Consider the following 13631-nt stretch of genomic DNA (forward strand, 5'->3'; position numbering starts at 1 on the left):
GTCATACCTCCCGGTCGCGGGCGGGGCCGAAGCGGGCCGCCCAGCGGCCGGCGCGCTCGTCCTCCGCCACCGACGCGGCGCCCTGGGTCACCGTCTCGTAGACCGCCAGAACGTCCGCGCCGACCGTCGACCAGTCGAAGCGCTGTACGTGCCTGCTGCCGCGCTCGCGCAGCTCGGCCCGGCGGGTGTCGTCCAGCAGCAGCCCGGCCGCCCGCTCGGCCAGGTCCCCGGCGTCCCCGCGGGCGAACACCTCGCCCGCCGTGCCGCCGTCCAGCACCTGTACGAAGGCGTCGAGGTCGGCGGCGAGCACGGGTGCGCCCGCGGACATCGCCTCGACGAGGATGATGCCGAACGACTCGCCCCCGGTGTTCGGCGCGACGTACAGGTCGACGCTGCGCAGCAGTCGCGCCTTGTCCTCGTCGCTGACCATGCCGAGGAACTGCACCCGCTCGCGCACCCCGGGGGCCAGGTGCCCGGCGACCTCGGCCGGATCGCCGCGCCCGGCGACCAGCAGGCGGGCGTCCGGCACCCGCTCCAGGATCCGCGGGAACGCCTCCATCAGCACCGGCAGTCCCTTGCGCGGCTCGTCGATCCGGCCGATGAAGCCCAGCGTGCGGCCCTGCCACTCGGCCTTGGGCCCGGCCCCGGCGAAGAAGGAGACGTCGACGCCGTTGGGGATGACGACGGCGTCACCGCCCAGGTGCTCGACCAGGGTGCGGCGCGCGTACTCGCTCACCGCGATGCGCGCGCTGATCTTCTCCAGCGCCGACTGCAGGATCGGGTACGCGGCGATCATGCCGCGGGAGCGCGGGCTCGACATGTGGAACGTGGCCACGATCGGCCCCTTCGCCGCCCAGCAGGCCAGCAGGGCGAGCGACGGGGCGGCCGGCTCGTGGATGTGCAGCACGTCGAAGTCGCCGTCGCGCACCCAGCGGCGCACCCGGGCGGCGGAGAGGAAGCCGAAGTTGATGCGCGCCACGGATCCGTTGTACGGCACGGGGACGGCGCGGCCGGCCCAGACGACGTACTCGGGCAGCGGGGTGTCGTCGTCCGCGGGCGCGAGGACGGAGACCTCGTGGCCGGCGGCGCGCAGGTGCTCCGCCAGGTCCCGGACGTGGAACTGCACCCCGCCGGGCGCCTCCCAGGAGTACGGGCAGACGATCCCGACCCTCACCGCGACGCCCCGCCCCTGAGGTCGTCCAGCCAGAAGCGCTGGAGCATGTGCCAGTCCTCCGGGTGCCCGGCGATCCCGGCGGCGAAGTCGTCGGCCATCGCCTGCGTCATCGCGGCGGTCTTCTCGGCGCGGGTACCGGTCGCGGGCACCTCGACGGGCGCGTGCACCTTCCCCTGCAGGACGGGGGAGTCGTCGTACCAGAGCGTGACGGGCAGCAGCAGCGCGCCGGTCTGCTGGGCGAGCAGCGCGGGCCCGGCGGGCATCCGGGCGGCGGAGCCGAAGAAGTCCACCTCGACGCCGGTGGCCGACAGGTCGCGGTCGGCGACCAGGCAGACGAGACCGCCCCCGCGCAGCCGCCGGGCGAGGGTGCCGAAGGCGCTCGCGCCGCCGTGCGCCAGCACCTCCATGCCCAGGCTCTCGCGGTACGCGACGAAGCGGTCGTACAGCGACTCCGGCTTCAGCCGCTCCTGCACGGTGGTGAAGGGCACCCCCAGCTCGGTGGTGACCCAGGCGCCCGCCAGGTCCCAGTTGCCCATGTGCGGCAGTGCGAGGATCACGCCCGTGTCACCGGCGAGGCCGTCCTTGAGCCAGTGCACGTCCTGGGGGTCGAAGCCGTCGCGGATGCGCTGCTCGCTCCAGGCCGGCAGCCGGAAGGACTCCATCCAGTAGCGCATGTACGAGCGCATGCCGGCCCGGCTGAGTTCCGCCAGCCGCTCGGGCCCGGCGTCGGGGACGACGCGGGCGAGGTTCGACGTCAGCCGCCGTACGCCCTTGCCGTCGCGGCGCCAGGCGGTGTCGGCGATGCGCCTGCCGAGGGCGGCGGCGGCGGGCTCGGGCAGCCGTTTCACGGCTGCCCAGCCCAGGCCGTACACCCCGTCGGTCAGGCGCTCCCTCACGCGCTCTCCTGGTCCGCCGGCGCGGCCTCGGCGTCGGGGCGCGGGCCGCCGCGCGGCGCGGGCGGCGGCAGCGGGTCCTCCGCGTCCTTCTCCGCCGCCTCCCGGTGCACGGTCACCATCCGCTGGAAGAGCGTGACGGCGCTGCCCGCGGCAACCACCCACAGCGCGATGGGCAGCAGGAGGTCGATGTGCGGGATGCCGAAGGTGCGCTCCATGCCCGCGAAGCCGGCGAGCACCAGGGTGATCACCAGCCGGTCGGCGCGCTCCATCAGCCCGTTCACCTTCACCGGCAGCCCGATGCTCTCGCCGCGGGCCTTCGTGTACGAGACGACCTGGCCGCCGGCGAGGCAGAAGATCGCCACCGCGCACATCATGAGGTCGTCGCCGTCGCCCGCGTACCAGAGCGCGATGCCGCCGAAGACGGCGGAGTCCGCGGCCCGGTCGAGCGTCGAGTCCAGGAACGCGCCCCAGCGGCTGGAGCGGCCGGACTGGCGGGCCATGGTGCCGTCGATCAGGTCGGAGAAGACGAAGAGGGTGATGATCACCGTGCCCCAGAAGAACTCCCCGCGCGGGAAGAAGGCCAAGGCCCCCGCCATCACCCCGAGGGTGCCCACGAAGGTGACGGTGTCGGGGCTCACGCCACGACGCAGCAGCATCGCGGCGATCGGTGCGAAGACACGCGTGAAGATCGCACGCGCGTACTTGTTCAGCATGGCCGTCCCAGGGTCGCCGGTCGGCGGGCCCCCGCGGGTGGCCGGGGGGCTCGTCGGTGGAAGTCGCTCAACGTAGCGCAGCCATCGTAGCCAGCGCCCCGCAGGGGCCGCGCGGGCCGTACGCCCCTGACCGGCCGGGCCGTACGCACGTCCGGCCGGTCGCCGTTTCCGAAGCCGTCCGTGCTATGGACGGGGTCTGACCGCGGTGCAAAGCTCGAATGCACCGCACGTGTCAGACGGAGGCGAGACACATGGGTGACAAGGCAAACGCACACCCCGGAGCCGCCGGCAGGGCAGCGGCGGCCGCCCGGCCCTCCGACATTCGGAACGTGGCGCTGGTCGGCCATAGCGGATCCGGTAAGACGACGCTGGTGGAGGCGCTGGCGTTCACCACGAAGGCGCTCACCCGGGCCGGCCGGGTCGAGGACGGCGGCTGCGTATCCGACTACGACGAGATCGAACAGCGCCAGCAACGCTCGGTGCAGCTCTCGCTGGTCCCGGTGGAATGGGACGGGATCAAGATCAATCTGCTGGACACCCCCGGCTACGCGGACTTCGTCGGGGAGCTACGGGCCGGTCTGCGCGCCGCGGACGCGGCCCTCTTCGTCGTCTCGGCCGCGGACGGCGTGGACGGCGCGACCCGGATGCTGTGGGACGAGTGCGCGGCGGTAGGGATGCCGCGGGCGATCGTCGTCACGCACCTGGACGCCGCCAGAGCCGACTTCGACCAGATGACGGAGACCTGCCGGGAGGCGTTCGGCGGCGACGACCCCGACGCCGTGCTGCCGCTGTACCTGCCGCTGCTCGGCGAGCAGGCGGCGGACGGCCACGCGCCCGTGCACGGGCTGATCGGCCTGCTCACGCAGCGCGTCTTCGACTACACCTCCGGCGCCCGCGAGGAGAGACCGCCTCGCGAGGAGGAGCTGCCGCTGATCGAGGAGGCGCGCAACCGGCTCATCGAGGGGATCATCTCCGAGAGCGAGGACGAGTCCCTCATGGAGCGCTACCTCGGCGGCGAGGACGTCGAGGTCAAGACGCTCGTGCAGGACCTGGAGAAGGCCGTCGCGCGCGGGGTGTTCCACCCGGTGCTGGCCGCCGCGCCCGCCGCGGACGGCGGCACCCAGGGGCTCGGCACGGTCGAGCTGCTCGAGCTGATCACCGGCGGCTTCCCCACCCCGCTGGAGCGCCCGATCCCCGATGTGACCACCGTGCGCGGCGAGAAGCGCCCGGGGCTGACCTGCGACCCGGCCGGGCCGCTGGCCGCCGAGGTGGTCAGGACGTCCTCGGACCCGTACATCGGCAGACTGTCGCTGCTGCGCGTCTTCTCCGGCACGCTGCGCCCCGACCAGACGGTGCACGTCTCGGGGCACGGCATGGAGGACCGCGGCCACGAGGACCACGACACCGACGAGCGGATCGGCTCGCTGACCGCCCCGTTCGGCAAGCTCCAGCGCCCGCTGGACGCGGCGATCGCCGGCGACATCGCCTGCGTCGGCAAGCTGAACGGCGCCGAGACCGGCGACACGGTGTCGGCCAAGGACGAGCCGCTGCTGATGGCGCCGTGGGTGATGCCCGACCCGCTGCTGCCGGTGGCCATCGAGGCGCACACCAAGCAGGACGAGGACAAGCTGTCGCAGGGCCTGGCGCGGCTGTGCGCCGAGGATCCGACGATGCGGCTGGAACAGAACGCGTCGACCCGGCAGTTGGTGCTCTGGTGCCTGGGCGAGGCGCACCGCGACGTCGCGCTGGAGCGGCTGCGCACGCGGTACGGCGTGCAGGTCGACTCGGTGGACCACAAGGTGTCGCTGCGCGAGACGTTCTCGGGCAGATCGGCGGCGCGCGGGCGGCACGTCAAGCAGTCCGGCGGCCACGGGCAGTACGCCATCTGCGAGATCGAGGTCGAGCCGCTGCCGGAGGGCTCGGGCATCGAGTTCGTGGACAAGGTGGTCGGCGGCGCGGTGCCGCGGCAGTTCATCCCGTCGGTGGAGAAGGGCGTACGCGGCCAGGCGGTCAAGGGCGTGGCCACCGGCTATCCGCTGGTCGACGTGCGGATCACGCTCGTCGACGGCAAGGCGCACTCGGTGGACTCGTCCGACGCCGCGTTCCAGACGGCGGGCGCGCTGGCGCTGCGGGAGGCCGCGGCGCAGGTGCAGATCCATCTGCTGGAGCCGGTCGCCGAGATCGGCGTGCTGGTCGCCGACGAGTACGTGGGCCCGGTGATGAGCGACCTGTCCGGGCGGCGCGGCCGGGTGGTCGGCACCGAGCAGGCGGGCGGCGGCCGGACGCTGGTGCGCGCGGAGGTGCCGGAGTTCGAGATCGGCAGGTACGCGGTGGATCTGCGCTCCCTGTCGCACGGCACCGGCCGGTTCGACCGCTCCTACGCCAGACACGAGCCGATGCCGCAGCAGTTGGCGGCCAAGATCCGTGATCGGCAGGCCCGCGACGGTTGACCGCGGCTAGGCTGGGGCACATTGGTGGTCGGGCCCGCTGCCCGCGGGCCTGGCCCCATCACCGGGGCGGACGCGCGGCGTTGGGGGCGGCAGTGGCAGGTTCTGAGGGGCTGGAGTTCGACTTCGCCCCGCGCGCACAGGTGCCGCTCTCCGGCGCCCAGGGTCAGACGGCGGCGACGCACGCGCTCGCCTCCACGGCGTACCGCGACAGCGCCGTCACCAAACTCCTCGACGCCAACAACGACTGGAGCAAGTCGGAATTCAAGAAGGGCCGGCTCTCGCTCTTCGAGCCGAACCTGGGCGAGGCGTTCGCGCGCGCCGTCACGGTGCGCATGCTCGCCGACGGCCGCAAGCCGCTCATCCAGTCGTTCGGCACGGAGCCGCAGGCGGTGCTGGAGCACTGCCTGGCGGCCAACCGCTACCGCAAGGAGCGCGACACCCGGCTCACCGTGGTGATGGGCGTCTTCGGGCTGCTCTTCCTGCCCGGGGTGCTGCTCTGGCTCGGCGTCTTCCAGCTCCGCCGCACCCTGGCCGGCGCGTCGGACAAGCGCGTCGGCGCGGTGGGGTACGTGCTGCTGGGCCTCATCGGCGTCGCGGCCATCTATCTCTTCCTCACGATGCCGCTCGACGGCCTGCTCTCCATCTATCTGCGCGGCCTGCTGGTCGCGCCGATCATAGGCTGGTTCTGGGCGAACCGGATCTGCGAGAAGTACGCCAAGGGCCTGCGCGAGCACTGGACGGCGCTGCTGTCCGGCGGCGGCCTCGGCGCCAAGATCCCCGAGGCGGTGCCGAGCAACCCCGGCGAGGCCAGCGCGGAGCGGCTGCGGCTGGGCCTGGCGAAGCTGTCGGCGGAGCAGCACAGCAACGTCGTCTTCTACGCGGGCCCCAAGGGGATACTCGGCATGGGCACCCGCTGGGGCGCCTGGCACCTGGCCGAGGACCTCAAGCCGAAGGAGTCCGGCGGCGAGATCAACCCCTTCCGGAGCTGGGACATCGTCAAGGCGGTGCACGACCAGTTGCGCATGCTGGAGCGCACCCCTCTGCACACCGGCGGCTTCCCGGCGCCGGCGATAAAGCACTGGATCGTCTCGCCGATAGGCGAGGGCGCCGGCGAGGTCGCCCGGCCCGGCGGCACGATCGTCGACGGCTATTCCGTACGGGACTTCGAGGTCCAGCGGATCTGCAACGAGCAGCAGTTCGGCGCCGGCAACCGGCACTATCTGGGCGTGCAGTTCACGCTCTGGGACGGCCAGTTGGTCATCACGCTGCTGGTCTCGGTGACCGTGCTGCACCAGACGCTGCGCATCGAGGTCACGGGGCACGCGCTGGGCCCGGTGCACCCGCTCTTCACCAGCAAGCCCAGCCGCGAGACGAAGACCGTGAGCGGCATGAAGTTCTGGGAGACCAAGGAGAAGCCGCTCCCCCTGGTCCGCACCCGCGAGGTGGTGCGGCTGGCCGCGCGGGCGCCGTTCACCTGGTACCCGCCGCTCCTCGACTACCTCGGCGGCAAGCTGAAGCTCCCCGAGCCCTTCGGGCTGCGGCACGTCTGGGCGGACAAGCCGTGGCGGCACCGCTTCATGGCGGACGACGCGCTGCGCGCGGCGACGCCGGTGCTGCGGGTGGTGCACCAGGCCGCGCTGCGGGTGCTGGAGGAGAACAACGTGGACACCACGAACTTCGCCGGCCGGTCAATGGCGCTCAGCGGGATAGTGCAGAGCGCGGAGCCGCGGCGCGCGGACGTGTACGACGGCTGACGGCGCGCACGGCGCACGCGGGCGGGGGTTCCGCCCCGCTCACACCGTCACGCCGCCGAGGGCCGCGGGCGTCGCCGGCCGGCAGCTCCCGTCGTACGCCGTCCAGGCCGCGGCCAGCCGCTCGACGGCCTCGGTGAGCACGTCCCGCGGGGAGCAGAAGTGCAGCCGCAGGTACGGGCCGCTGCCCCCGGCGGCGTCCACGCAGGCACCGGGGAGGACGGCGACCCCGTGCCGGAGCGCGACCTGCGCGAAGGACACCCCGTCCCCGTACGGCAGCCGCAGCCACACCGTCTGCCCGCCGGGCACCGGCGGGCAGTCCCAGGAGGGCAGCAGCCGGGCCAGCTCGGCGCGCAGATGGCCGTGGGCGGCGCGCAGTTCGGCGCGGCGGCGGGCGAGGAGCGGTTCGTACGCCGCCAGCAGGGAGACGGCGACGAGCTGCGCCGGCACGTCGGTGCCGAGGTCGTGGACGGCCTTCAGCCGGGCGAGCCGGGTGACGACGCCCGCGGGGGCCCGTACCCAGCCGATGCGCAGGCCGCCCCAGACCACCTTGCTCAGCGACCCGACGCTGATGACCTCGGCGCCGTCCGCGCCCGCGGCGAGCGCCGGCGGCGCGGCGCCCTCGAACGCGAGGTCCGCCACCACCTCGTCGTCCACCAGCGGTACGCCGAAGTGCCCCGCCGCCTCCGCGAGCCGCCGCCCGCGCAGCGGGGGCAGCACGGCGGCGGTCGGGTTCTGGTGCACCGAGCCGACGTACGCGAGCGCCGGCCGGTGCTCCGCCAGCGTCCGCACGGCGGCGTCCACGTCGATCCCGTGCGGCCCCACCGCCACGGGCCGCAGCACGGCGCCCGCCTCCCGGAAGAGGTCCAGCGCGCCGGGGTAGGCGGGCGCCTCGACCAGCACCGGGTCGCCGGGGGCGACGAAGAGCCGGGTCAGCAGTGCCAGCGCCTGCTGGCCGCCGGTGGTGATGAGGATCTGCGCCGGGTCCGTGGGGATGCCGCGGGCGGCGTAGCGGGCGGCGACGGCGGCGCGCAGGGCGGGCAGCCCGGCGGGGTGGTAGCCGAGGCCGGTCGCTGGCAGCGCCAGGTCCCGGTAGGCGCGGGCCAGTTCGGGCGGCGGGCCGTCCGGGGCGGCGCAGCTCAGCAGGATCACGCCGTCGGCCGGCTCCAGCAGGTTGAGGAAGAGCGGGTTCGCCGTCTCCGCCGTACGGCCCGGCACGAGCGCCGCCTCGGCGACGCGGGTGCCGCTCCCCTGCCGCCGGACGACGCGGCCCTCCTGCCGCAGCACGCCGTACGCCGCGACCACCGTCGTGCGCCCCACGGCCAGCGCCGCCGCGAGCGCCCGCTCCGGCGGCAGCGCGGCGCCCGGGCGCAGCCGGCCCTCGTCGACCAGCCGCCGGAGCCGGGCGGCGAGCAGCACGTACAGCGGGCCGCGCCCGGCCGACCAGCGGCCCAGGGCGGCCACCAGTTCCGAGGCCCGCACGTCGTCGGTGTCCATGGCGGACCAATCTCCCGGAATTGGCCCTGTTCCGGCAACCCATTCACCGCGGAGACTTTCGCCATGAGCGCCGACCTGCACCCCTCGACCCGTACCGCCCACCCGCCCATGCCGGTCCCGGAGGGCAGCCGCCCGGTGACCGTGCCGATCCACCAGGGGCACGTCTTCTCGTTCGGCTCCGCGGACGCGATGGCCGCCGCCTTCCACGACCCGGACGGCGCGTACCTCTACAGCCGCTTCGGCAACCCGACCGTCCGCGCGCTGGAGGAGGCCGTCAGCGACCTCGAAGGGGGCGCGGGCGGGCTGGCGTTCGCGTCCGGCATGGGCGCGATCAACGCCGTGCTGCTCAGCCTCCTCTCCGCGGGCGACCACGTCATCGCGCAGCGCTCCCTCTACGGCGGCACGTACGCGACGCTGACCGATCTGGCGGAGCGCTGGGAGGTGTCGGTCACGTACGTCTCCGGCCGGGACGCCGACGAGGTACGGGCCGCGTGCACGCCCCGTACCCGGGTGCTCTACCTGGAGACCATCGCCAACCCCACCACCGCCGTCACGGACCTGCCCGCGCTCCTGGCCGCCGCCGCTAAGGCCGGGGTCACCGGCGTCGTCGACAACACCTTCGCGACCCCGCTGCTCTGCCGCCCGGTCGAGCACGGCGCCGACGTCGTCGTGCACTCGGCGACCAAGTACCTCGGCGGCCACGCCGACGTCCTGGGCGGCGTGGCCGTCTTCCGCGACGCGGAGCTGCGCCGCCGGGTCTGGGCGCACGCCGTCGAACAGGGCGCGGCGGCGGACCCGTTCGCGGCGTGGCTGACGCTGCGGGGCATGGCGACCCTGGCGCTGCGCGTCGAGCGGCAGTCCGCGACCGCCCTGACGCTGGCCGAACGGCTCGCCGCCCACCCGGCGGTCGCCCGGGTCCGCCACCCGGGGCTGCCGGACCACCCGGACCGCGCGACGGCCGCCCGACTGCTGGCCGCGGGCGGCGGGGTGCTGGCGTTCGACCTGGCGGGCGGCCGGGACGCGGGGCGCAGGTGCGTGGAGTCGCTGCGGCTGGCGCTGCTGAGCCCGTCGCTCGGGGACGTCAAGACGCTGGTGATGCACCCGGCGAGCACGTCGCACCGGCAGCTCGACGCGGCGGCGCTGGCGGCGATGGACATCGGCGAGGGCACGGTGCGGGTGTCGGTGGGCATCGAGCACCCGGACGACCTGTGGGCGGACCTGGCGCAGGCGCTGGAGAAGTCGGCGGGCTGAGCGGCTGGGGCGGCCCGGGCGCCGCCGGCCCGGGGCGCCTCCGGCTCACCCGCCGCCGCCGTCGCCTCCTCCGCCACCGCCGCCGTCGTAGCCGCCGCCGTCGAACCAGCCCCCGGCGGCGCCGCCGGAAGGCGAGTGGCCCAGGTCGGTGGAGTACGGGGTGTCCCAGCCGTGTCGCGCACCGTCCGCCCCGCCCGCCCCGTACGGGTCCTGCACCGGCTCCACCGTGCCGAGGCGGATGAGCGCGTTCTCGTCTCCCACACCGCACACCGCGCCGAAGAAGTGGGCCACCACCGCGTCCAGCGGGTCGCCGGTCTCGTACCGCACGTCCGTCAGCGGCTCCACCGCCGCGTACCGCACCTCGAAGTCGCGGCGCCGGGTGAGAAGGGCCACCGGGCGCCCGCCCCGCAGCAGGCGGGACGACTCCACGTCCCGCCCTTCCAGCTCCCACTGCGTCTTCACCGTCCGGAGGCGGGCGACCAACCCCCGGGCCGAGGAGTCGAGAACGGTGAGGACGGCCGGGCGCCCGGCCACGGTGACCGTCAGCGGCGGATTCCTCGTCCGCACCTCCTCCATGGTGAGGCCGGCCTCTCCGCGCAGCCGTACCGCGGGCGTCCCCGGCACCCCCGCGGCCCACACGTCCGCCCGCACCAGCCGCCGGTCGAGGGCCACCGTCACCAGGCCGCCGTGCGGCCCCGCTGCGGACCGCCGTGCCATCCACAGCGGCACGCCCTCCTCCTCGGCCCGCCGCCCCGCCGCGGCGACCTCCGCGGGCCCGCCGCTCAGCTCCACGGCCAGCTCGCCGAGGGCCCGGGCGAACGCCGCCGCCTGCCGCACCCGGATCACCTGGGCGGAACCGGTCACGCGGATCAGCGGCACGGCACCGGGCCCGTTCCTGATCCGCGCCAGCTCGCGCTCCAGCCCGCGCCCGCCGAGCCACTTCCCCCGCAGATACGCCTCGGCCATGGCCGTCAGGTTCATGTCCCCGGCCCGCACGTACGAGCCCCGCGCCAGGGACAACCCGTCCGCCGTCAGCCGCACCTTCGCCGCCAGCGGGTTCCACGATCTCTCCGCGTAGACGACCGTCTCGTTACCCGACATCTGTGCCCCCCTGCACACCGCCGCGCACGCGGGGCCGAACCCCCCGCTTTCCGATCCAGTGTGCACGAAACCCCGGAAATCCGACCCCGGTCGGACACCACGGGCCTGCGCGGGCCGGTACGGGCGGCGGCTACTCCGCGGGCCAGGCGGCGGCGAGCATCGCGCGGGTGTCCGCCAGGAGTTGGGGCAGCACCTTGGTGTGGCTGACGACCGGCATGAAGTTCGTGTCCCCGCCCCACCGCGGCACCACGTGCTGGTGCAGGTGCGCGGCGATACCCGCGCCCGCGACCGGGCCCTGGTTCATGCCGAGGTTGAACCCCTGGGCCCCGGACGCGGTGCGCAGGGCGGTCATCGCGCGCTTGGTGAAGACCGCCAGCTCCGCGGTCTCCTCGCCGGTCAGCTCGGTGTAGTCCGCGACGTGCCGGTACGGGACGACCATCAGGTGGCCGCCGTTGTACGGGTACAGGTTCAGCACCGCGTAGACCTGTGCGCCGCGGGCGAGGATCAGCCCGTCCTCGTCGGACTTCTCCGGGATCGCGCAGAACGGGCAGCCGTCGCCGGCGGCGGTGCCGGTGGGCTTGTTCTCCCCCTGGATGTACGCCATGCGGTGCGGGGTCCACAGCCGCTGGAACTGATCCGGGGTGCCGACCCCGAGCTGCTGCTCCGGCTCACTGGTCATGCTCAGCAGCATATGGCGTGCGGGCCCGCCGCCCGGGCGCCGGGCCCGGCCCGGCGCCCCCGGCCGCGCCGGATCACGACCCGGCGCGCTCCGCGACCGCGCGGGCCACCTCGTCGATCGCGTCGTCGATCGGCACGCCGTTGTTCTGCTCGCCGCTGCGGTAGCGGAAGGAGACGGCGCCCTTGGCCATGTCGTCGTCGCCCGCGATGAGCATGTACGGGACCTTGGCCTTCTGGGCGTTGCGGATCTTCTTCTGCATCCGGTCGGAGGAGGAGTCGACCTCGACCCGCAGCCCGCGGGCCCGCATCTTCGCCGCGACCTCCTGGAGGTACGGCACGTGGTCGTCGCCGATCGGGATGCCGACGACCTGCACCGGCGCCAGCCACGCCGGGAAGGCGCCCGCGTAGTGCTCCAGCAGGACGGCGAAGAACCGCTCGATGGAGCCGAAGAGGGCGCGGTGGATCATCACGGGCCGCTGCCGCGAGCCGTCCGCGGCGGTGTACTCCAGGTCGAAGCGCTCGGGGAGGTTGAAGTCCACCTGGATCGTGGACATCTGCCACGTCCTGCCGATGGCGTCCTTGGCCTGCACCGAGATCTTCGGCCCGTAGAACGCCGCCCCGCCCGGGTCCATGACCAGTTGCAGCCCCTGCTTCTCCGCGGCCCGGCGCAGGATCTCGGTGGCCTCCTCCCAGACCTCGTCGGAGCCGATGGACTTCTCCGGGTCCTTGGTGGACAGCTCCAGGTAGAAGTCCTCCAGGCCGTAGTCGCGCAGCAGGTTCAGCACGAAGGTCAGCAGCGAGTCCAGCTCGCCTGCCATCTGCTCCTTGGTGCAGTAGATGTGCGCGTCGTCCTGGGTGAAGCCCCGGGCCCGGGTGAGGCCGTGCACGACGCCGGACTTCTCGTACCGGTAGACGGTCCCGAACTCGAAGAGGCGCAGCGGCAGCTCGCGGTACGAGCGGCCGCGGGCGTCGAAGATCAGGTTGTGCATCGGGCAGTTCATGGGCTTGAGGTAGTAGTCCTGGCCCTCGTCGAGCTGCATGGGCGGGTACATGCCGTCGGCGTACCAGTCCAGGTGGCCCGACTTCTCGAAGAGCTTCCCCTTCGTCGCGTGCGGGGTGTAGACGAACTCATAGCCCGACTCCTCGTGCCGCCGGCGCGAGTAGTCCTCCATCACGCGGCGCACGACGCCGCCCTTGGGGTGGAAGACCGCCAGGCCGGAGCCGATGTCCTCGGGGATGGAGAAGAGGTCCAGCTCGGTGCCGAGCTTGCGGTGGTCGCGCTTCTCGGCCTCGGCCAGGAACTCCAGATGCGCCTTCAGCTCGTCCCGCGACGGCCAGGCCGTGCCGTAGATCCGCTGGAGCTGCGGGTTCTTCTCGCTGCCGCGCCAGTACGCGGCGGCGGAGCGCATCAGCTTGAAGGCGGGGATGAGCCGCGTCGTCGGCAGGTGGGGGCCGCGGCAGAGGTCCTTCCAGCACAGCTCGCCGGTCTTGGCGTCGAGGTTGTCGTAGATCGTCAGCTCGCCGGCGCCGACCTCCGCCGACGCGCCCTCCGCGGCGTCGGCGGCGTTGCCCTTGAGGCCGATCAGCTCCAGCTTGTACGGCTCGGCGGCCAGCTCCTCGCGGGCGTCGGCGTCGGTGGTGACGCGGCGGGAGAAGCGCTGGCCGCGCTTGACGATCTCCTGCATCTTCTTCTCGACGCGCTTGAGGTCGTCGGGGTGGAAGGGCTCGGGGACGTCGAAGTCGTAGTAGAAGCCGTCCTTGATGGGCGGGCCGATGCCGAGCTTGGCCTCGGGGAAGAGCTCCTGCACGGCCTGGGCCATGACGTGGGCCGTGGAGTGCCGCAGGATGTCCAGCCCGTCGGGGCTGTCGATCTCCACCGGCTCGACCTCGTCGCCGTCGGCGACCTCGTACGCGAGGTCCTTCAGCGCGCCTGCGACGCGGGCGGCGATCACGGTGCGCTCGCCGGGGAAGAGGTCGCCGGCCGTCGTGCCCGTCGTGACCACGCGCTCTTCCCGCTCGGCGGCATCGCGGCTGATGATCACACGGACGTCGGACACGGGGTCTCCTTCACGGGAACGGGGTGCCGCACGCGGCGGCGGCACGGCGTGAATCGTACCGAG

At 73.7% G+C, this 13631-nt stretch carries 10 protein-coding genes; 3 read left to right on the top strand and 7 right to left on the bottom strand.

The window, feature by feature from the left end; translation table 11 throughout:
- Position 1 precedes the first annotated feature (1 nt).
- Genes DMB38_RS03405 through pgsA form a run of 3 tightly spaced genes read right to left on the bottom strand, consistent with a single transcriptional unit; the run spans position 2 to position 2783 of the window.
- Complete coding sequence (locus tag DMB38_RS03405; RefSeq protein ID WP_125933890.1) at positions 2-1174, bottom strand: glycosyltransferase family 4 protein; 1173 nt, start codon at positions 1172-1174, stop codon at positions 2-4.
- Positions 1171-2070: a phosphatidylinositol mannoside acyltransferase gene (locus DMB38_RS03410; protein WP_125933891.1), complete on the bottom strand. Its 900-nt coding sequence runs from the start codon at positions 2068-2070 to the stop codon at positions 1171-1173. Before DMB38_RS03410 ends, DMB38_RS03405 begins: the two co-directional genes overlap by 4 nt.
- Positions 2067-2783: a phosphatidylinositol phosphate synthase gene (pgsA, locus tag DMB38_RS03415; protein ID WP_125933892.1), complete on the bottom strand. Its 717-nt coding sequence runs from the start codon at positions 2781-2783 to the stop codon at positions 2067-2069. Before pgsA ends, DMB38_RS03410 begins: the two co-directional genes overlap by 4 nt.
- Positions 2784-3034: 251 nt before the next feature.
- On the opposite strand from pgsA, the gene DMB38_RS03420 reads away from it, so the two are divergent.
- Both DMB38_RS03420 and DMB38_RS03425 read left to right on the top strand, forming a co-directional pair.
- Entirely contained in the window at positions 3035-5233 is a 2199-nt protein-coding gene (locus tag DMB38_RS03420; RefSeq protein ID WP_125933893.1) for an elongation factor G-like protein EF-G2, read from the top strand.
- A 140-nt stretch (positions 5234-5373) separates the two neighbouring features.
- A complete protein-coding gene (locus DMB38_RS03425) occupies positions 5374-6987 on the top strand; it encodes a hypothetical protein (RefSeq protein WP_125938790.1) in 1614 nt (537 codons plus the stop codon).
- A 39-nt stretch (positions 6988-7026) separates the two neighbouring features.
- Here DMB38_RS03425 and DMB38_RS03430 read toward each other — a convergent pair whose 3' ends face one another.
- Positions 7027-8481 carry a PLP-dependent aminotransferase family protein gene (locus DMB38_RS03430; protein WP_125933894.1) on the bottom strand — a complete coding sequence of 485 codons (1455 nt, stop codon included), beginning with the start codon at positions 8479-8481 and terminating at the stop codon, positions 7027-7029.
- Between the two features lie 63 nt (positions 8482-8544).
- Between DMB38_RS03430 and DMB38_RS03435 the strand changes: the two genes are divergently transcribed.
- Positions 8545-9732, top strand: a complete 1188-nt coding sequence (locus DMB38_RS03435; protein ID WP_125933895.1) for an aminotransferase class I/II-fold pyridoxal phosphate-dependent enzyme — start codon at positions 8545-8547, stop codon at positions 9730-9732.
- Between the two features lie 45 nt (positions 9733-9777).
- Here DMB38_RS03435 and DMB38_RS03440 read toward each other — a convergent pair whose 3' ends face one another.
- From DMB38_RS03440 to thrS, 3 genes are all read right to left on the bottom strand, one after another.
- Complete coding sequence (locus DMB38_RS03440) at positions 9778-10833, bottom strand: hypothetical protein (RefSeq protein WP_125933896.1); 1056 nt, start codon at positions 10831-10833, stop codon at positions 9778-9780.
- Positions 10834-10963: 130 nt separating this feature from the next.
- Positions 10964-11524 carry an HIT domain-containing protein gene (locus DMB38_RS03445; protein WP_125933897.1) on the bottom strand — a complete coding sequence of 187 codons (561 nt, stop codon included), beginning with the start codon at positions 11522-11524 and terminating at the stop codon, positions 10964-10966.
- A gap of 61 nt (positions 11525-11585) precedes the next feature.
- The gene (thrS, locus tag DMB38_RS03450) at positions 11586-13568 is read right to left on the bottom strand and encodes a threonine--tRNA ligase (protein WP_125933898.1); all 1983 of its coding nucleotides are present in this window, start codon (positions 13566-13568) and stop codon (positions 11586-11588) included.
- Positions 13569-13631 lie beyond the last annotated feature (63 nt).

The organism is Streptomyces sp. WAC 06738 (assembly GCF_003945505.1).
Lineage (GTDB): Bacteria > Actinomycetota > Actinomycetes > Streptomycetales > Streptomycetaceae > Streptomyces.